Origin of the sequence: Klebsiella sp. LY (assembly GCF_004010915.1) — a bacterium.
Lineage (GTDB): Bacteria > Pseudomonadota > Gammaproteobacteria > Enterobacterales > Enterobacteriaceae > Klebsiella > Klebsiella quasipneumoniae.
Genome location: NZ_CP022444.1, coordinates 3,754,860 through 3,774,517, shown reverse-complemented (window position 1 = coordinate 3,774,517; position 19,658 = coordinate 3,754,860). Strand labels below are relative to the sequence as shown.

General features: G+C 59.4%; 18 protein-coding genes. 11 read left to right on the top strand and 7 right to left on the bottom strand.

From position 1 onward, the window contains the following. Positions 1-72 precede the first annotated feature (72 nt). Positions 73-1,218: a porin gene (locus tag CE636_RS21355; RefSeq protein WP_017898882.1), complete on the bottom strand. Its 1,146-nt coding sequence runs from the start codon at positions 1,216-1,218 to the stop codon at positions 73-75. A 91-nt stretch (positions 1,219-1,309) separates the two neighbouring features. Between CE636_RS21355 and CE636_RS28915 the strand changes: the two genes are divergently transcribed. Further along, a complete protein-coding gene (locus tag CE636_RS28915; protein ID WP_032446990.1) occupies positions 1,310-1,438 on the top strand; it encodes a hypothetical protein in 129 nt (42 codons plus the stop codon). Here CE636_RS28915 and ybbP read toward each other — a convergent pair. Continuing rightward, entirely contained in the window at positions 1,400-3,814 is a 2,415-nt protein-coding gene (gene ybbP, locus CE636_RS21350; RefSeq protein WP_017898883.1) for a putative ABC transporter permease subunit YbbP, read from the bottom strand. The genes CE636_RS28915 and ybbP overlap by 39 nt on opposite strands. After that, complete coding sequence (ybbA, locus tag CE636_RS21345; RefSeq protein WP_004146399.1) at positions 3,811-4,497, bottom strand: putative ABC transporter ATP-binding protein YbbA; 687 nt, start codon at positions 4,495-4,497, stop codon at positions 3,811-3,813. The genes ybbP and ybbA overlap by 4 nt, the downstream gene beginning before the upstream one ends. Between ybbA and tesA the strand changes: the two genes are divergently transcribed. Genes tesA through CE636_RS21330 form a run of 3 tightly spaced genes read left to right on the top strand, consistent with a single transcriptional unit; the run spans position 4,468 to position 6,803 of the window. Then, positions 4,468-5,091 carry a multifunctional acyl-CoA thioesterase I/protease I/lysophospholipase L1 gene (gene tesA, locus CE636_RS21340; RefSeq protein WP_025999119.1) on the top strand — a complete coding sequence of 208 codons (624 nt, stop codon included), beginning with the start codon at positions 4,468-4,470 and terminating at the stop codon, positions 5,089-5,091. The two genes, ybbA and tesA, sit on opposite strands and share 30 nt — an antisense overlap. Beyond that, complete coding sequence (locus tag CE636_RS21335; RefSeq protein ID WP_025999120.1) at positions 5,081-5,890, top strand: SDR family oxidoreductase; 810 nt, start codon at positions 5,081-5,083, stop codon at positions 5,888-5,890. Before tesA ends, CE636_RS21335 begins: the two co-directional genes overlap by 11 nt. Before the next feature lie 58 nt (positions 5,891-5,948). Beyond that, positions 5,949-6,803, top strand: a complete 855-nt coding sequence (locus CE636_RS21330; RefSeq protein WP_004204720.1) for a co-chaperone YbbN — start codon at positions 5,949-5,951, stop codon at positions 6,801-6,803. Between the two features lie 107 nt (positions 6,804-6,910). On the opposite strand, the gene fetB is transcribed toward CE636_RS21330, so the two are convergent. Continuing rightward, positions 6,911-7,693: an iron efflux ABC transporter permease subunit FetB gene (gene fetB, locus CE636_RS21320; RefSeq protein ID WP_004204721.1), complete on the bottom strand. Its 783-nt coding sequence runs from the start codon at positions 7,691-7,693 to the stop codon at positions 6,911-6,913. Beyond that, positions 7,680-8,357, bottom strand: coding sequence for an iron efflux ABC transporter ATP-binding subunit FetA (fetA, locus tag CE636_RS21315; protein WP_004204722.1), 678 nt, complete (start codon positions 8,355-8,357; stop codon positions 7,680-7,682). The genes fetB and fetA overlap by 14 nt, the downstream gene beginning before the upstream one ends. Before the next feature lie 140 nt (positions 8,358-8,497). Between fetA and CE636_RS21310 the strand changes: the two genes are divergently transcribed. Together CE636_RS21310 and CE636_RS21305 are read left to right on the top strand one after the other, a co-directional pair. Next, positions 8,498-9,415, top strand: a complete 918-nt coding sequence (locus tag CE636_RS21310; protein WP_004204723.1) for an SPFH domain-containing protein — start codon at positions 8,498-8,500, stop codon at positions 9,413-9,415. Next, positions 9,412-9,870, top strand: a complete 459-nt coding sequence (locus tag CE636_RS21305; RefSeq protein WP_017898886.1) for an NfeD family protein — start codon at positions 9,412-9,414, stop codon at positions 9,868-9,870. The genes CE636_RS21310 and CE636_RS21305 overlap by 4 nt, the downstream gene beginning before the upstream one ends. On the opposite strand, the gene cueR is transcribed toward CE636_RS21305, so the two are convergent. After that, entirely contained in the window at positions 9,867-10,277 is a 411-nt protein-coding gene (cueR, locus tag CE636_RS21300; RefSeq protein ID WP_004204725.1) for a Cu(I)-responsive transcriptional regulator, read from the bottom strand. The two genes, CE636_RS21305 and cueR, sit on opposite strands and share 4 nt — an antisense overlap. 106 nt (positions 10,278-10,383) lie before the next feature. Between cueR and copA the strand changes: the two genes are divergently transcribed. The 3 genes from copA to ybaK all read left to right on the top strand — a co-directional run bounded on the left by copA (position 10,384) and on the right by ybaK (position 14,492). Next, complete coding sequence (gene copA / locus CE636_RS21295) at positions 10,384-12,885, top strand: copper-exporting P-type ATPase CopA (RefSeq protein ID WP_032446995.1); 2,502 nt, start codon at positions 10,384-10,386, stop codon at positions 12,883-12,885. Between the two features lie 131 nt (positions 12,886-13,016). Further along, positions 13,017-13,811, top strand: a complete 795-nt coding sequence (locus CE636_RS21290; protein WP_017898888.1) for a TraB/GumN family protein — start codon at positions 13,017-13,019, stop codon at positions 13,809-13,811. Positions 13,812-14,012: 201 nt separating this feature from the next. Next, positions 14,013-14,492, top strand: coding sequence for a Cys-tRNA(Pro)/Cys-tRNA(Cys) deacylase YbaK (gene ybaK, locus CE636_RS21285; RefSeq protein WP_004204728.1), 480 nt, complete (start codon positions 14,013-14,015; stop codon positions 14,490-14,492). A gap of 105 nt (positions 14,493-14,597) precedes the next feature. Here ybaK and ushA read toward each other — a convergent pair whose 3' ends face one another. Continuing rightward, positions 14,598-16,250 carry a bifunctional UDP-sugar hydrolase/5'-nucleotidase UshA gene (ushA, locus tag CE636_RS21280; RefSeq protein ID WP_004204729.1) on the bottom strand — a complete coding sequence of 551 codons (1,653 nt, stop codon included), beginning with the start codon at positions 16,248-16,250 and terminating at the stop codon, positions 14,598-14,600. Positions 16,251-16,518: 268 nt separating this feature from the next. Between ushA and CE636_RS21275 the strand changes: the two genes are divergently transcribed. Together CE636_RS21275 and ybaL are read left to right on the top strand one after the other, a co-directional pair. Then, positions 16,519-17,739, top strand: coding sequence for an MFS transporter (locus CE636_RS21275; protein WP_004204731.1), 1,221 nt, complete (start codon positions 16,519-16,521; stop codon positions 17,737-17,739). Between the two features lie 225 nt (positions 17,740-17,964). After that, entirely contained in the window at positions 17,965-19,641 is a 1,677-nt protein-coding gene (gene ybaL, locus CE636_RS21270) for a YbaL family putative K(+) efflux transporter (protein ID WP_004204732.1), read from the top strand. Positions 19,642-19,658 lie beyond the last annotated feature (17 nt).

Here is a 19,658-nt window from a genome sequence, read left to right as displayed (position 1 = left end):
CCTTAGCCGGGCTACCGGTCGGCACGATTTGTAGCCCCGGTGAGCGCATCGCGACCGGGGAGATGTGACCGCTTAGAAGTCGTAGCGCAGACGCACCAGGTTCATATCGCCCAGATTGTCGGTGCTGGAGGTAAACACGTGCTCGTAGTCAACGCGGAAACCGTAATCCAGCTGGAAGCTAATCCCCAGACCGTTATCGATACGCTGGTAGTTGCGGCCATTCACGTACTGCAGACGGTCGCCCATAAAGTACGGCTGAATAGATTTAACAGCGTATTGATTGATCGGGAATTTATAGCCCGCAAAATATTCAATCCCCCAGGCGTCGCCGGCGAAGTAATTATGCACATCGGTTTTTTTGGTGGTGAGGAAGTTCTGATACCAGCCGCCGCCGAAGGAGAAGGTCCAGTTATCCGGGGTCCAGCTCAGCGCGGTACCGACGATGTTCTGGTCATAGGTTTTGCTGTCGGCGCTTGACGGGTCGCGCATTTCGGCGCGGGTGTAGTTCCATGCGGTCCCCCAGGTCAGATCCTTCATGATGTGGTAGTCCGCGCCAACAGAACCGCCGCCTTTACGTTTATAGCGCAGACCGTTACCCGGCAGGTATTCGCTGTCTTCGAACAGATAAGAGCCGTAAAGATCGACATCGCCAACGGTTTTCTTATATTTCAGCATATTACGTGAACGATAAGAACCATCGTAATCGCCGTTAATGCCGTTGCCCGGGGCCTGGCCGATCATGTCGTAGTCCCAGATATCGGTTTTCACCCCCACCACATCATAGTAAATACTGTTTTGCTGACCGTAGGTTAACGTCCCCCAGGTATCGCTTTTCAGGCCGGTATACAGCATGCGGCGGGTAGTATTGTTCGCCCCTTCCGCGTAGTGATTATCCCAGTCGAACAGCGCCGGAATGTTCACCCCCAGTTCGTAGTAGCTGATCCAGCTAATATCATCGAACAGGTAGTAATCCGCCGCGAAGCGGAAACGGGTGCCGCCGTCGAAACCGTTACGCTTATAGGAGCCTTTATCGCCATCGCCGGTCATCATGTTGAATTGCGGACGAATACTCCCGCCGACGGTAAAGTTAAGCCGGCTTAACGGATCGCCCGCCTGCGGATCTTGTTTCAGCAGCGTGATCTCCGCGTGAGAAGCAAATGAAGTGAACACCAGTGTTGCGCCGATCGAGATCGCCAGCGCTTTTATTTTATGTGCCATAGTTTTCCCTTGATTAATAAGCAACCTTATATTTACCAGCTGAATATTAACCGCGAATCAGTACAGCGTGTTGTCGGTTTTTTAATGTTTTGTGCGCTTAAAAATCAAAGAGTTATCAATTTGTGCGCTTAAAATAAAAGCGCCGCCAAAAACGGCGGCGCATCATCAAAATGCAATAATCTTACTGGCTAAACTGACGGAACAACGCTTTCCCTTTTAACAAACGCAGCCCCAGCCCGCCGCCGCACAGGGATAACAACACCGCCCCCGTCAGCGGCAGCATCACCCACAGCCGCCAGTCCGGCGTCCAGGGGAAATCAAAGACTTTCGTCTGCAGCATCGCCAGCGCCACTTCCGCGCCTATCGCCGCCACCAGGCCGGAAACCAGCCCCAGCAGGGCAAACTCCGCCCACAGCGTGGCGCGCAGCAGCGATTTTCCGGCCCCCAGCGTGCGCCAGACCACCAGCTCCTGATGACGCTGGCGCATACCGACCTGGACCTGCGCCAGCAACAGCAGCACGCCGCAGGCCGTGACCAGGCCCACCATCACCTCCAGCGCCCGGCTGACCTGGGAGAGCACCTGGCCGACCTGACGCAGGATGGCGCCGATATCCAACAGGCTAACGGTGGGAAACTCGCGGTTCAACTGGGTCAACATCGCGGGACCGTTATCCCAGCGGAAGCTGGTGAGCCAGCTCTGCGGCTGCCCGTCCAGCGCCCCGGAGGGGAAAATAAAGAAGAAGTTGGGCCGCAGGCTCTCCCAGTCGACTTTGCGCACGCTGCTCACCTTCGCGCTGAAGTCCTGAGTATCGCCGGTAAAGGTCACCGTATCGCCGATCTTCACCCCCAGCCGCTGCGCCAGCCCCTCCTCAATCGATACCTCGCCCGACTTCGGCGGCCAGCTGCCGGCCACCAGCGGATTATGATCCGGACGCTGTTCGCTCCAGGTGAGATTAAGCTCGCGATTCAGCGCTTCGTCTTTGTTCCCGTCCGTGGAGTGGCCGTTGATCTGCGTCAGACGAGCCCGGACGATCGGATAAAATTCCGCCGCCCGCGTCTGGTGTTCGGCGAGGAAAGTCTTCACCGGCATTATCTGCTCAGGGGCGATATTGATCAGGAAGTAGTTTGGGCTCTCCGGGGGCAGCTGCTGCTGCCAGCGGTCGAGCAGATCGCCGCGCAGCACCAGCAGGAGCGCCAGCAGCATAAACGACAGGGAAAACGCCGCCAGCTGGCTGAGGGTCGACCACGGCTGGCGCAGCAGGCGGTTCACCGCCAGACGCAGCGGCAAGGCGCTGAGCGTCAGGCGTTTGAGCAGCCACAGCAATCCCCAGCCCACCAGGCCGCACAGCAGCGCCAGCACCACCGCCCCGGCCAGCACCGACCACAGCAGGGGGCTGCCGCCCATCAGCCACGCCAGCAGGCCCACCACCACGGCGCTGACCGTCGGGATCCAGATTTTCAGCGGCCAGACGTTAGCCACCACGTCCTGGCGCAGCACCCGCAGCGGCAGGGTCGCCAGCAGCAGCCGATAGGGGCGCAGGCCCACCAGCAGGGAAATCACGCCGGTCGCGCCCACCGCCCACAGCCACGGCCAGCCGCTGGCCGGCGGGAGCGCGGCGGGCAGAACCGGTTTGAGCACCAGCAGCAGCAGACGCTCCAGCGCTAGCCCTGCTGCCCCGCCGGTTATCAGCGACAGAGTCAACAGCAGCAGCCATTGGCCGACAATCAGCTTGCGCAGCTGCGCCCGTCCGGCGCCCAGCGTCTTGAGTATGGCGACCAGATCGTAGCGGCTGCGGCAGTAGTGGCCCATCGCCACGGCCACCGCCGCGACGGCCAGCAGCAGCGTCAGCAGCGCGGATAACAACAGGAATTGCTGCGAGCGTTCGAGGGATTTGCCCAGCGCGCTGTCGTCCTGGTCAAGACCAATCCAGCGATGCTCCGGGCCGAGTTTCGGCAGCAGCCACTGCTCATAATTGGCCAGCTGTTCAGCGTCGCCGGCGAACTTATAGCGCCATGCGACGCGACTCCCGGGCTGCACGGCGCCGGTCTTTGCCACGTCGGCCATATTCATCATCAGCCGCGGCGCCATCTGGAAGGGGTTGAACCCCGCATCCGGCTCCTGAATCACTTCCCCGGCAATGCGCAGCGTGGCGTCGCCAACGTCAATCGTATCGCCGGTTTTCAGGTTCAGCAGCGCCATCAACCTTGGCGCCAGCAGCACGCTGCCCGCCTGGGGCTTCAGCCCCGGCGGCTGCGTCTCGAGAGTGCCATACAGCGGATAGCGGTCATCCACCGCCTTGACGTCCGCCAGCTGCGGCGTATCGCCCGCAAAGGTCATGGTGGCGAAGCTCAGCTGTTCGCTGACGCTCAGCCCTGACTGGCGCGCATGCGCGATCCACTCAGCGGGCACCTCGCGCGAACTGCGCAGCGTGCGGTCGCCTGCCATAAACTCACGGCTTTGCTGGCTGAGGCCTTTCTCCATCCGATCGCTTATCGACCCCAGGGCCAGCACGCAGGCCACGGCGAGGCTTAACGCCAGCCAGACGATCAGCAGCGACGGCGAGCGCCATTCGCGCCAGAACCAGCGGGCGATCATGCTTCCTCCCGCAGCTGGCCATCCACCAGGCGCAGACGACGGTCGCAGCGCGCCGCCAGCAGCGGATCGTGAGTGACGAGGATCAGGGTGGTGCCGTGTTCGCGATTAAGCGAGAACAGCAGATCGGCAATTTTATCCCCGGTCTGGCGATCGAGGTTGCCGGTGGGCTCATCGGCGAACAGAATGGCCGGACGACCATTGAAGGCCCGGGCCAGCGCGACCCGCTGCTGTTCACCGCCGGAGAGCTGTGCCGGCAGGTGGTGCAGGCGTTTGCCAAGCCCCAGCTGCTCAAGTAGCGCGCGGGCATCGCCCCGGCTCTGGCTATCGCTGGCGCCACGCAGCAGCGCCGGCAGCTCGACGTTCTCCAGGGCGTTGAGCGTCGGGATCAGCATAAACGACTGAAAGACAAAACCGACGTGCTGCGCCCGCAGCGCCGCCCGCGCCTCCTCATCCATCCGATGCAGCGGTTTGCCCAGCATCGATACTTCCCCACTGCTGCCATCGTCCAGGCCGGCGAGGATCGCCAACAGGGTCGATTTACCGGAGCCCGACTCGCCGATCAGGGCGATGGTCTGCCGCGGTTTGACAACCAGCTCAACTCCGGTAAGGATGGAGAGCTGATGCTCCCCCTGACCGACGGACTTCTTAAGATGATGAACTTCAAGTATGTTTTCCGCTGGCATGTGCCTTTCCTGTTTTTGTTCCTGTTTACCTGCCGCGCGATGGCGGCGGATACGCTGCTGATCCTCGGCGACAGCCTGAGCGCTGGCTATCGGATGGCGGCTAACGCCGCGTGGCCTGCGCTGCTCAATGAGAAGTGGCAGGCGAAAACGCCAGTGGTGAACGCCAGCATCAGCGGCGATACCTCCCAGCAAGGGCTGGCTCGTCTGCCTGCGCTGCTTAAACAGCATCAGCCGCGCTGGGTGCTGGTTGAGCTCGGCGGCAATGACGGGCTACGCGGCTTTCCGCCGCAGCAGACCGAGCAGACGCTGCGCACCATTATTAAGGATATCAAAGCGGCCAACGCCGAGCCGCTGCTGATGCAAATTCACCTGCCGGCGAACTATGGCCGCCGCTATAATGAAGCCTTCGGCGCGATTTACCCGGCCCTGGCCAAAGAGTTCGCTATTCCTCTCCTGCCCTTTTTTATGGAGGAGGTGTATCTGAAACCCCAGTGGATGCAGGACGACGGCATTCACCCGAATCGCGACGCGCAGCCGTTTATCGCCGAGTGGATGGCGAACCGGCTGGCTCCCTTAGTTAATCATGACTCCTGAACGCCAGGGGTCGCTGACAGGTAAAGTTATGCAAAAAACGGTTTTAGTGACAGGCTGTTCCAGTGGAATTGGTCTGGAAAGCGCACTGGATTTAACCCGCCAGGGCTTTCGCGTGCTGGCGGCCTGCCGCAAGGCAGAGGACGTGGCGCGGATGCAGGAGCTGGGGCTAACCGGTATTTTGCTCGATCTGGACGACCCGCAGAGCGTGGAGCGCGCGGCGGCGGAGGTGCTTGCGCTGACCGATAATCGTCTCTACGGCCTGTTCAATAACGCCGGATACGGCGTCTATGGCCCGCTGAACACCATCAGCCGCCAGCAGATGGAACAGCAGTTTTCCGCTAACTTTTTCGGCGTCCATCAGCTCACCATGCTGCTGCTGCCAGCGATGACGCCGCACGGCGAAGGTCGCATCGTGATGACCTCGTCGGTGATGGGGCTTATCGCCAGCCCCGGCCGCGGCGCCTACGCCGCCAGTAAATACGCCCTCGAGGCATGGTCCGACGCACTGCGCATGGAGCTGCGTCACAGCGGTATCAAGGTCAGCCTGATTGAGCCGGGCCCGATCCGCACCCGCTTTACCGATAACGTCAACCAGACGCAAAGCGACAAGCCCGTTGAAAACCCGGGCATCGCCGCCCGTTTTACCCTCGGGCCGGAGGCGGTAGTGGAAAAAGTGCGCCACGCTTTTATCAGCGATAAGCCGAAGCTGCGCTACCCGGTCACCCTGGTCACCCACGCGGTGGCGCTGCTCAAACGCCTGCTGCCAGACCGCGCGATGGACAAAATTATCCACGGCTGAGTTGAAGCGCGGCATGCCGCCCCCATGTAAAACAGAAATCGACTAACGAGAAATGCCCATGTCCGAACAGAATATTGTCAACATTAGCGAAGCGAACCTGCAGCAGACGCTACAGCAGTCCATGAACGTCCCGGTGCTGTTTTACTTCTGGTCTGCCCGCAGCCAGCACTGCGAACAGCTGACCCCGGTTCTTGAGCGCCTGGCCGCTCAATACAACGGCCAGTTTACGCTGGCAAAGGTCGATTGCGACGCCGAGCAAATGCTCGCTTCACAGTTTGGTCTGCGCGCCATCCCTACGGTTTATCTGTTCCAGAACGGCCAACCAGTGGACGGTTTTGAAGGCCCGCAGCCGGAAGAAGCGATCCGCGCCCTGCTGGATAAAGTCCTGCCCCGCGAAGAGGAGCTGAAAGCGCAGCAGGCCCTGGCCCTGATGCAGGAAGAAAAATACGCCGATGCCCTGCCGCTGCTGAAGGAGGCCTGGCAGCTGTCGAATCAGGACAGCCAGATTGGCCTGCTGTTGGCGGAAACGCTGATTGCTCTGCACCGTTCCGATGAAGCGGAAAATGTACTGAAGACTATTCCGCTGCAGGATCAGGATACCCACTATCAGGGTCTGGTGGCGCAGATTGAGCTGCTCAAACAGGCCGCCGACACGCCGGAAATCCAGCAGCTGCAGCAGCAGGTGGAACAGAATCCGGAGGACGCGCAGCTGGCCTCCCAGCTGGCGCTACAGCTGCATCAGGTCGGGCGTAACGAAGAAGCGCTGGCGCTGCTGTTCAGCCATCTGCAGAAGGATTTAGGCGCTGGCGACGGCCAGGCGCGCAAGATGCTGCAGGAGATCCTCGCCGCCCTCGGTACCGGCGATGCGCTGGCCGCCAAATACCGCCGTCAGCTCTATTCGCTGCTGTACTAATCCGTTGCCAGCCCCGGATAGCGCTGCGCTTATCCGGGCTACGCGAACGATGCGGAACCTAGCCTTAGTCGCCCGGGTGAGGCGTGAACGCCGCAACCCGGGATCGTTCACGGGCGCTTTTTCAGCTGCGTCACCACCAGCTGATGGCGGGCGTTGAAGAACTTCCGGTAGGTCAGATAGCCGGCGATAATCGTCGACAGACTGGCGGTCGACAGCAGCATAAAGGTCACCATGATCTGGTACTTAATCGCCTTTACCGGGTCAATACCGGCAAAAATTAGCCCCGACATCATCCCTGGCAAGCTCACCAGGCCGACCGTTTTCGCTGAATCGACGGTGGGTATCAATGACGCGCGAATGCTGTCGCGAATCAGCCGCGCCGAGGCCATTTTCGGCGTCGCGCCGAGGCTCAGCTTCTCCTGAATCTGCTGCTGCTCGCTGCTGAAGCGCTGGCCCATATTGTTGTAGCACAGTCCCACCGCTACCATGGCGTTCCCGGCCACCATCCCGGCAATCGGGATCACCTGCATCGGGACAAAGGCTATCGAGCCAGAGAACACCAGCACCGCCAGCGTCAGCCCGGCGCCGGTGGTGATGGCGATAAATGACGAGACAAAAGCCTTATCGATATACTTGCTGCGCTTTTTGGCATTCCACGCCGCGTTAAAGCAGATAAACAGCACCATCAACAGCGTCAGAACCGCATGATTGACGTTAAAGATATATTTCAATACATAGCCGACGATAATCAGCTGCACGATCGCCCGGCAGATGCTCCAGAGAATATCTTTTTCCAGCGCCAGCTTTTCCCGATAGCTCACCAGAATAGCGATCAGCACCAGCACCATCGACAGCGCCAGCGATTCGTTCGTAATGTTATGCCCGTTCATGCCGCACCTCCTGCATGTTTCCGCCGGCAGGCTGCAAGGTAATCACTTCATCGGCATGCGAAATTTCGTTGCGATCGTGGGTGACCCACAGAACAGCGACCTGCTTTTCCGTCGCATAGCCATGAATAATGTCATTCACATTCTGTTTATTACTGTCATCCAGCGCGCTGGTAATTTCGTCCAGCAGCAGCACGCGCGGCAGAAATTGTAAATTGCGGATCAGCGAGACGCGCTGCTTTTCCCCGCCGGACAGTTCATTAATCGATTTTTCCAGCATATTTTCGCCAAGACCAAAGCGCTGCAGGTCGGCCACCAGCGCCTGCGGATCCGGTTGTTTATTGCGGATCTGCCACGGAAAAATCAGGTTATCGTAAACCGAATCCCCGAACAGCGCCGGCGTCTGCGCACAGTAAGAGACCTGCTGGCGATACCTTTCCGGCGACAGCGTCGCGACATCGGCATTGTCGAAAAACAGCCGTCCGGAGGTCGGACTGAGCAGCGAGGCGATAATTTTCAGCAAGGTGCTTTTCCCGCAGCCGGAAGGCCCGGTAATCAACTTAAATTCCCCGGGTCTGAGCTCAAGATTGATATTGTGTAAAATAACTGCGTCGTCGGTCTTAAATCCCACACCCTCGAGACGCAAAAGCGCGTTATTTTCCTTCATGAGGCTTCCTGATTATTTTCTGAAACACCGCTAGTTTACCGCACTTTCCTTTCTCCCGGTGGTGGAGAAAGATATACTCAGTTTAAACACGCGCTATTTCTTTGTAGCGCTTCACCAGGCAACAAGACAGGAGGTTTTTGATGCTGATTTTTATTCCTATCCTTATTTTCGTCGCGCTGGTCATTGTGGCCGCGGCGGTGAAAATCGTCCCGCAGGGCTACCAGTGGACGGTGGAGCGCTTCGGGCGTTTTACCCAGACGCTGCAGCCGGGATTAAGCTTAGTCGTGCCGTTTATGGACCGCATCGGCCGCAAAGTGAACATGATGGAGCAGGTGCTCGACATCCCCTCACAGGAGGTTATCTCCAGAGATAACGCCAACGTCACCATCGACGCCGTTTGCTTTATTCAGGTGGTTGACGCGCCAAAGGCCGCCTACGAGGTCAGCAATCTTGAGCAGGCGATCGTCAACCTGACGATGACCAACATTCGTACCGTGCTCGGCTCGATGGAGCTGGATGAAATGCTCTCCCAGCGCGACAGCATTAACACCCGCCTACTGCATATCGTTGACGACGCCACCAACCCGTGGGGGGTGAAAATCACCCGCGTCGAAATTCGCGACGTTCGCCCACCGGCGGAGCTTATCGCCTCGATGAACGCCCAGATGAAAGCCGAACGTACCAAACGCGCCTATATCCTTGAGGCCGAAGGGGTGCGTCAGGCGGAAATTCTGAAAGCGGAAGGGGAAAAGCAGTCGCAGATCCTCAAGGCGGAGGGCGAGCGGCAGTCCGCCTTCCTGCAGGCGGAGGCCCGCGAGCGTTCCGCTGAAGCGGAAGCCCGCGCCACCCAGATGGTCTCCTCAGCGATCGCCTCAGGCGATATTCAGGCGATCAACTACTTCGTGGCGCAGAAATACACCGATGCGCTGCAGCAGATTGGCGCCGCCAACAACAGTAAAGTGGTGCTGATGCCGCTGGATGCCAGCAGCCTGATGGGATCGATCGCCGGGATCAGCGAGCTGATCAAAGAAGGCGCTGGCGATCGGAAAAAATCATGATCGACATGATCCTCGCCCACCCTCATCTGTTCTGGCTAAGCCTCGGCGGGCTGCTGCTGGCGGCCGAGATGCTGGGCGGCAGCGGATACCTGCTGTGGAGCGGCGTCGCCGGCGTGGTGACCGGCGCCCTGACCTGGCTCCTGCCGCTGAGCTGGGAATGGCAAGGCACGCTGTTTGCCGTCCTCACTCTGCTGGCGGCGTGGCTGTGGTCGAAGTGGCTGCGTAAGCGCGTCAAACTGCAGCGTCCTGCCGATGCTCAACTCAACCAGCGCGGGCAGCAGCTGATAGGCCGCCGTTTGACGCTGGATGCCCCGCTGGTAAACGGCCGCGGCCACGTGCGCGTGGGCGACAGCTCATGGCCGGTGATGGCTGACGAGGACCTCGCCCCAGGCAGTCAAGTCGAAGTGGTCGCCGTGGAAGGGATTACGCTACGGATCAGACCCGTCGTTCGTTAAGCCTGCGCCTTGCGATGACAGCAGCCGGAAAGATTATCGATAATCGGGCACTCCGCGCTGTCGTCGCCGGGACAGGATTCGGCCAGCGCCAGCAGGTGCGCGCGCATATTTTGCAGCTCGCGGATGTGGTTCTCAATATCCGCCACTTTCTCCAGCGTGCGTTTTTTCACATCGGCGCTGTGGCGTGACGGGTCGTTGAATAACGCCACCAGCTCGCGGCACTCTTCCAGATTAAACCCCACCTGCCGCGCCTGGCGCAGCAGCGTCAGCTCATCGAGATGCTGCTGACCGTAGGTGCGGTAGCCGTTTTCGCTGCGCAACGGCGGCGTCACCAGCCCCTTTTCTTCGTAAAAACGAATCGCTTTGCTGGTTAAGCCGGTTTTTTTCGCCACATCGCTGATATTCATTTTTTCTCCTTGACCTTCCCCTTGCTGGAAGGTTTAACCTTCTTAATACTCGATGAAAGAGTGGTTCTGGTCAATCGTTGACCGGAAAATTATTCAGGAGTTATTTATGTCTAACACTATCGACCTGACGCTGGATGGCCTCTCCTGCGGCCACTGCGTCAAACGCGTGAAAGAGAGTCTGGAGCAGCGTCCTGACGTTGAGCAAGCGGAAGTCACCCTCACTGAAGCCCATGTGACGGGCAGCGCCAGCGCACAAGCGCTGATTGAAACCGTTAAACAAGCCGGATACGGCGCGGAGCTCAGCCACCCAAAGGCTAAACCGCTGGCAGAATCATCAATCCCGTCGGAAGCACTGACAGCGGCCACTCCTGAGCTTCCGGCAGCCCATGACGAAGATGACAGTCAACAGCTGCTGATCAACGGCATGAGCTGCGCCAGCTGCGTCTCCCGGGTACAGAACGCGCTTGCCGCGGTGCCGGGCGTCTCACAGGCGCGGGTTAACCTGGCGGAACGCACGGCGCTGGTGATGGGCAGTGCGTCCGCCGCAGAATTAGTGCAGGCGGTGGAGAAAGCGGGCTACGGCGCGGAGGCGATCGAGGACGATCTGGAACGCCGCGAACGTCAGCAGGAAACCGCCATCGCCACCATGAAACGTTTTCGCTGGCAGGCGATTGTCGCTCTGCTGGTCGGCGTGCCGGTGATGGTCTGGGGCATGATCGGCGATAACATGATGGTCAGCGACGACAACCGTTCGCTGTGGCTGGTCATCGGCCTCGTCACCCTTGCGGTGATGGTCTTCGCCGGCGGGCACTTCTACCGCAGCGCGTGGAAAAGCCTGAAAAACGGCACCGCCACCATGGATACGCTGGTGGCGCTCGGTACCGGCGTCGCCTGGCTGTACTCGATGAGCGTCAACCTGTGGCCACAGTGGTTCCCGATGGAAGCCCGCCATCTCTATTACGAAGCCAGCGCAATGATTATCGGCCTGATTAACCTCGGCCATATGCTGGAGGCCCGCGCCCGCCAGCGCTCCTCAAAAGCGCTGGAAAAACTGCTCGACCTGACGCCGCCTTCAGCCCGCGTGGTGACCCCTGAGGGAGAAAAGGATCTGCCGCTCGCTGAAGTTCAGGCCGGCATGACGCTGCGCCTGACCACTGGCGATCGCGTTCCGGTTGACGGCGTGATAAGCCAGGGCGAAGCCTGGTTTGATGAAGCGATGCTCACCGGCGAACCGGTACCACAGCAAAAAGGCGATGGCGATGCCATTCACGCCGGCACCGTGGTGCAGGACGGCAGCGTGCTGTTCACCGCCAGCGCCGTCGGCAGCCAGACCACGCTGGCACGTATTATCCGCATGGTGCGCCAGGCGCAGAGCAGCAAGCCGGAGATCGGCCAGCTGGCGGATAAAATCTCCGCGGTGTTTGTCCCGGCGGTGGTCGCCATTGCGCTGATTAGCGCGGCGATCTGGTACTTCTTCGGCCCGGCGCCGCAGATCGTCTATACCCTGGTGATCGCCACCACGGTGCTGATTATCGCCTGTCCGTGCGCCTTAGGGCTGGCGACGCCAATGTCGATCATTTCCGGCGTTGGCCGGGCGGCGGAATACGGCGTACTGGTGCGCGACGCCGATGCGCTGCAGCGCGCCAGTGAACTCGACACCCTGGTGTTCGATAAAACCGGCACCCTGACCGAAGGCAAGCCGCAGGTGGTGGCGGTGAAAACTTTCACTGGCGTTGATGAGATTACCGCGCTGCGTCTTGCCGCCGCGCTCGAGCAGGGCTCAAGCCATCCGCTGGCGCGAGCGATCCTCGATAAAGCCGGAGACAGCCCGTTGCCGGAAGTGAGCGGCTTCCGCACCCTGCGCGGCCTTGGTGTCAGCGGTGAGGCGGAAGGTCATCGCCTGCTGCTCGGCAACCAGGCGCTGCTCAACGAGCAGCATATCGCCACCAGCGATATAGAAAGCGAGATGATGGCGCAGGCCTCGCGCGGCGCTACGCCGGTGCTGCTGGCGGTGGATGGTCAGGCGGCCGCGCTGTTCGCCATCCGTGACCCGCTGCGCGAAGACAGCGTCGACGCCCTGGCGCGCCTGCATCGTCAGGGCTACCGCCTGGTGATGCTCACCGGGGATAACCCCACTACCGCGAATGCCATCGCCAAAGAAGCCGGCATTGATGAAGTGATTGCCGGCGTGCTGCCGGACGGTAAAGCCGACGCCATTAAGCGTCTGCAGAGCCAGGGGCACAAAGTGGCGATGGTTGGCGATGGGATTAACGATGCCCCGGCGCTGGCGCAGGCGGATGTCGGTATCGCCATGGGCGGCGGCAGCGATGTCGCTATTGAAACCGCGGCGATCACCCTGATGCGCCATAGCCTTCACGGCGTGGCCGATGCGCTGGCGATTTCGAAGGCGACCTTACGCAATATGAAGCAGAACCTGCTGGGGGCCTTTGTCTACAACTCGCTGGGCATCCCGATTGCCGCCGGGATCCTCTGGCCGTTGACCGGCACGCTGCTCAATCCGGTGGTCGCCGGCGCGGCGATGGCGCTGTCGTCGATCACCGTGGTGAGTAACGCTAACCGCCTGTTGCGCTTTAAACCAAAAGAGTAAACGCTGTTGCAGGAAAGCGGACGCTGACAGGATCGGCGCCCGCTTTTTTTCCGGGGCAAGAAAAGCCCGCCGGAAGGGTGACGTGTATCACCATATGCGCTAGCATGAATGCCTCACACTTCGGAGCGCGTATGGGCCTGTTAAACCGGATAAAAATGCTGTGGCGAGCCGCCGTCGGCTCGTCTTATTCCTGGCCTGCGATGGATATCGTCCTGCCCGGCAAACGCTATCTGCACCTCGTCGGCAGCATCCATATGGGCACCCGCGACATGGCGCCGCCGCCAGCGAAACTGCTGAAAAAAATACGCCAGGCCGATGCGTTAATCGTCGAGGCCGATATCAGCGGCAATGAAACCCCGTTTAGCAATCTCCCCGCTTATCCGCCGCTGGCGGAGCGCCTGAGCGGCGCGCAGCTGAGCGAGCTACAAGCGCGAGCCGGCGAGCTGGGCCTGTCGGTCGAGCTGTTCGACAGCCAGCCGCTGTGGCAGGTGGCGATGGTTCTGCAGGCCACCCAGGCGCAGAAGCTGGGGCTGCGGCCGGATTACGGTATCGATTATCAGTTGCTGATGGCAGCCCGCGAGAGCAACATAGCGGTGATGGAGCTGGAAGGCGCCGACAGCCAGATCGCGCTGCTGCGCGACCTGCCCGATGGCGGAATGGCGCTGCTGGAAGATACGCTGACCCACTGGCGCACCAACGCCCGTTTACTGCAGGTCATGATCGGCTGGTGGCTGGAGCAACCGCCGTCGCGCGGTGCGGTATCGCTGCCGACGACCTTCAGCCAGTCTTTATATGATGTGCTGATGCATCAGCGCAATCTCGCCTGGCGCGAGACGCTGCTGGCCTTGCCGCCGGGGCGCTACGTGGTCGCCGTCGGCGCGCTGCATCTGTATGGCGAAGGGAATCTGCCGGATATGCTGACATAAAAAAATGGCCAATATTGCTATTGGCCCGTCAAAGAGGAATTTCATCATTATTATTATCCCGGGATTTGTATCCCGGATCGTCTGATTGTCGCTCAAAGTGACCATCACTGCCAACACTATTGCGCAAGATGGTACTATTTTTTAGACAACCTGCGGGCGTATTCTGACGTCACGCAAAACCGGTTGGTAAGAAGGATAGCTATGACTCCCGCCGTTAAATTACTCGAAAAAAACAAAATTCCCTTTCAGATCCACAGTTACGATCACGATCCCAATGAGACCAACTTCGGTGATGAAGTGGTGCGCAAGCTCGGCCTCAATGCCGATCAGGTTTACAAGACCCTGCTGGTCGCCGTTAATGGCGATATGAAGCATCTGGCGGTCGCCGTCACCCCGGTCGCCGGGCAACTGGATTTGAAGAAAGTGGCGAAAGCGCTGGGCGCCAAGAAAGTCGACATGGCCGACCCGATGGTGGCGCAGCGTATCACCGGCTATCTGGTGGGCGGTATCAGTCCGCTGGGGCAGAAGAAGCGCCTGCCGACGGTGATTGACGCCCCGGCGCAGGAATTTGCCACTATCTATATTTCCGGCGGCAAACGCGGGCTGGATATTGAGCTGGCGGCCAGCGATCTGGCGCAGCTTCTGGATGCGAAGTTCGCCGATATCGCCCGCCGCGATTGATAACACTATCCCGGATAACGGCGCACGCGCCTTATCCGGGCCCCCCAACTCATAGCCACGGTAAGCGTAGCGCCACCGTGGAAATAGCTCACCCGAAACCCAGGCTTACTGCCAGCTCACCTCGCCTTTCGGCTCATAGGCGGCGGCATCCAGCGGCGAGTTCTTCTCGATATACTCTTTCAGCACTTCGGCATCGATAAAGCCGGTATTCACATACCCAGGTTTATCGGCGATGTTCGGGTAACCATCGCCGCCGGTGGCGTTAAAGCTCAGCGTCGCCATCCGATAGGTCTTCGACGGATCCACCGGTTCGCCTTTGATTTTCAGATCGTTCAACTTGCCGTCTTTGGCCACAAAGCTGACGTTGGCAAACTGCGGATAGGCGCCGGAATCTGGCTTCATCTGCGCGACGGCGGTCAGGTAATCCACCACCTCCTTGCCGCTCATATCGACATAGGTCAGCACATTGCCAAACGGCTGGACCTTCATCACATCCTTGTAGGTGATATCGCCCGCCTCAATGGAGTCGCGGATCCCGCCGCCGCTCATCACCGCGAAATCCGCATTACTGCGCGCCATCTGCGCCGCCAGCAGCAGGTGGCCCATGTTGGTCTGCACGAAACGCACTTTACTGCGATCGCCCTCCAGATGACCATTCACGCTGCCGATCTTGACCTGCAGTTGCGCCTTACCTTTGTTCTGGAACGGCGTCAGCAGCGACATCATCTGCGGGTTCTCCGCGATCTGCGGCGTATACAGCACCCGCTCGCTTTGGCCGTTATCGTAAGTCACTTTTTTCTTCAGGTTGACCGGGATCAGCTGATAGTGCACCAGCTTCATCTCGCCGTTGCGGAACTCAAAATCGGCGCGGCCGACGTATTTGCCCCACTCATGCGCCTGGACGATCCAGATGCCGTTCTGACGATCCGGGGCGCACGGCGTCCCTGGCACATAGTCGACCTGCTTTTTATTTTCCGACGCCATGCACACCGGATCCTGCGAGTGACCGCCGACGATCATCGCCAGCGAGCCCGCGGGTAAACTCCGCGCCATCTCGACATCCCCCGGCGCGTTAGAGCCGTGGTTGCCGTTGTCATAGTGGCCCATATGGGTGGTGGCCAGGATCACGTCCGGCTTTTCATTCTGCTGCAGCTCCTGGATCACCAGCTTCGCCTCTTCCGCCGGTTTGCGGAATTCGATATCGGTGAAATATTCTGGATTGCCAATCTTGGCCGTATCGTCAGTGGTTAAGCCAATCACCGCGATTTTTAACCCGCCGCGCTTAAACAGCGCCCAGGGTTTGAACAGCCGTTCGCCGGTGCTTTTCTGATAAATATTGGCCGACAGGAACGGGAACTTCGCCCACTTTTCCTGCTGGCGCAGCACGCTCAGCGGATTATCAAACTCGTGGTTCCCCACCGCCATCGCGTCGTAGCCGATCAGGTTCATGCCGCGAAAATCGGGCTCTGCATCCTGTAAATCAGACTCCGGCACCCCGGTATTGATATCCCCGCCGGACAGCAGCAGAACGCTACCGCCTTCAGCCGCCACCTCTTTACGAATACCGTCCACCAACGTTTTCTGCGCCGCCAGGCCATATTCGCCGTAGTCATTGCGCCAGAAATGGCCGTGGTGATCGTTGGTGTGCAGGATGGTAATTTTATAGGTTTTATCCTGCTCATAGGCCTGCGCGGACAGGCTGCCCAGCGATAACGCGGCGAATAACGCCAGCGCCACGCTGTGTTTTAAACAATGCATGCTTCACTCCCTGACTTAATCCCAAGTGCCGAAAGTATAGCGAGTTAGTCGCATTGACAAATATGTTTTCAGAATTGCGACTTCCTTCAAACCTTGTCAGCAGGTATGTTAGTTGGATAATAATTCCACCTGCATCCTCTATACGCCTTCGCGTTGTATGGCAGTGCGTTAGCCCGTTCGTCATATTTCCCATGCAGTAGCCGGGAAAATCAGGGCAGTCGCATGGCGTACAAATAACGAAAGCTATATAAAAAAGTGACGTGAACCTATGGCAATCAATCAGACCGCTCAACCCGTGTCCGGCCCCGCTGCGCCGCCGCAAAAAGCGCGCACCTCGTTTGGCATCTTAGGCGCGATCAGCCTGTCCCATTTGCTTAACGATATGATCCAGTCGCTCATTCTCGCGATCTACCCGCTGCTGCAGGCCGAGTTCTCCCTTACCTTTGTGCAGATCGGGATGATCACTCTCACCTTCCAGCTCACCTCATCGCTGTTCCAACCGGTGATTGGCTATATTACCGATAAACGATCGATGCCGTGGTCGCTGCCGGTGGGCATGTGCTTTACCCTCTGCGGTTTGATCCTCCTGGCGCTGGCCGGTAGCTTCGGTATGGTGCTGCTGGCCGCCGCGCTGGTGGGTACCGGCTCCTCAGTTTTCCATCCGGAATCGTCCCGCGTAGCGCGGATGGCCTCCGGCGGCCGTCACGGCCTGGCCCAGTCGCTGTTCCAGGTCGGCGGCAACTTCGGCAGTTCGCTTGGTCCGCTGCTGGCGGCGGTGATCATCGCCCCGTATGGTAAAGGCAACGTCGCCTGGTTCGTACTGGCCGCCCTGCTGGCTATCGTCGTGCTGTCGCAAATCAGCCGCTGGTACGCCGCACAGCACCGGATGAATAAGGGCAAACCGAAGCCGGCGATCGTCAATCCGCTGCCGCGCAATAAGGTGATTCTGGCGGTAGGTATTCTGCTGATGCTGATTTTCTCGAAATATTTCTATATGGCGAGCATCAGCAGCTATTACACGTTTTATCTGATGCATAAATTCGGCTTATCGGTGCAAAATGCCCAGCTGCATCTGTTTGCCTTCCTGTTCGCGGTGGCCGCCGGGACGGTGATTGGCGGGCCCGTTGGCGATAAGATTGGGCGAAAATATGTTATTTGGGGCTCTATCCTCGGCGTGGCGCCCTTCACCCTTGTTTTACCCTATGCCAGCCTTGAATGGACCGGGATTTTAACGGTGATCATTGGTTTTATCCTCGCCTCGGCCTTCTCCGCTATCCTGGTCTATGCCCAGGAGCTGCTGCCGGGACGTATCGGTATGGTTTCTGGTCTGTTTTTCGGCTTCGCCTTTGGCATGGGCGGCCTTGGCGCCGCGGTGCTGGGCCTGCTGGCGGACCATACCAGTATCGACCTGGTGTATAAAATCTGCGCCTTCCTGCCGCTGCTGGGATTCCTGACGATATTTCTTCCTGATAACCGGCAAAAAGCCTGATTATCCGGCGGCCAAAGTGTAACGTTGGCCGCCGTTACCCCTTGCGCCATCGGCCTGATGCGCGCATTCCTCCCTCGATTTTCCCTTCTGTGCCTTTTCATCCACTAATTGCATTTTTTTGCACAATTCAAGAATTATTCATAAACAAAGTGAACGTTTTTGTCATAAACTATTACGCGGACAGGGTAGCAAAATGGACCGATTCACCACTGGAAAGGAGACGGAATGCACCACGCAACACCGCTAATCACCACCATTGTCGGCGGCCTCGTGCTCGCCTTTATTCTCGGCATGATTGCCAATAAGCTACGTATTTCTCCTCTGGTGGGATATCTCTTAGCGGGCGTGCTGGCCGGACCTTTCACCCCTGGCTTTGTTGCTGACACCAAACTGGCTCCGGAACTGGCGGAACTCGGCGTGATCCTGCTGATGTTCGGCGTCGGGCTGCATTTTTCCCTCAAGGATCTGATGGCGGTAAAGTCGATCGCCATTCCCGGGGCCATCGCCCAGATAGCTGTGGCGACGCTGTTGGGTATGGCGCTCTCCGCCGCCCTTGGCTGGTCGCTGATGACCGGCATCGTCTTTGGCCTGTGTCTCTCCACCGCCAGTACCGTGGTGCTGCTGCGCGCCCTGGAGGAACGACAGCTGATTGACAGTCAGCGCGGGCAGATCGCCATCGGCTGGCTGATTGTGGAAGACCTGGTGATGGTCCTGACGCTGGTCCTGCTGCCAGCAGTGGCCGGTATGGCGGAGAAAGGCAACGTTGGCTTCGCTTCCCTCGCCCTCGACCTCGGGATCACCATTGGCAAAGTGGTGGCCTTTATCGCCATCATGATGCTGGTCGGCCGTCGGCTGGTGCCGTGGATCATGTCCCGCAGCGCGGCCACCGGCTCGCGCGAGCTGTTCACCCTGTCGGTGCTGGCCCTGGCGCTGGGCATCGCCTTCGGCGCCGTGGAGCTGTTTGATGTCTCCTTCGCCCTCGGCGCCTTCTTTGCCGGCATGGTGCTTAATGAATCCGAGCTGAGCCACCGCGCCGCCCATGACACCCTGCCGCTGCGCGACGCCTTCGCGGTGCTGTTCTTTGTCTCCGTCGGCATGCTGTTTGACCCAATGGTGCTGGTCCAGCAGCCGCTGGCGGTGCTGGCGACGCTGGCGATCATTATCTTTGGTAAATCCGCAGCCGCCTTTTTCCTCGTGCGTATGTTTGGCCACTCGCCGCGTACCGCACTGACGATTGCCGCCAGCCTGGCGCAGATTGGTGAATTTGCCTTTATTCTCGCCGGCCTGGGGATGGCGCTTAACCTGCTGCCGCAGGCCGGGCAAAACCTGGTGCTGGCCGGGGCGATCATCTCGATTATGCTCAACCCGGTGCTGTTTACCCTGCTGGAGAAATATCTCGATAAAACCGAAACCCTCGACGAGCAGACCCTGGAAGAGGTGCTGGAAGACGAGAAGCAGGTGCCGGTCGATATCTGCAACCACGCGCTGCTGGTCGGCTTCGGCCGCGTCGGCAGCCTGCTGGGCGAGAAGCTGATGGCCCAGGGGATCCCGCTGGTGGTGGTTGAAACCTCGCGCACCCGCGTGGATGAGCTACGCGAGCGCGGGATCAGCGCGGTGCTGGGCAATGCCGCCAATGAAGAGATCATGGAGCTGGCGCATCTCGACTGCGCTCGCTGGCTGCTGCTGACCATTCCCAACGGCTATGAGGCCGGCGAGATTGTCGCCTCCGCACGGGAAAAATGTCCGAATATCGAGATTATCGCCCGCGCCCATTACGATGATGAAGTGGATTACATTATCGACCGTGGGGCCAATCAGGTGGTGATGGGCGAGCGGGAAATTGCCCGCGCCATGCTGCAGCTTCTGGAAACGCCACCCGCCGGTGAAGTGGTCACTGGCTGATGTACAGCCCTCTCCCG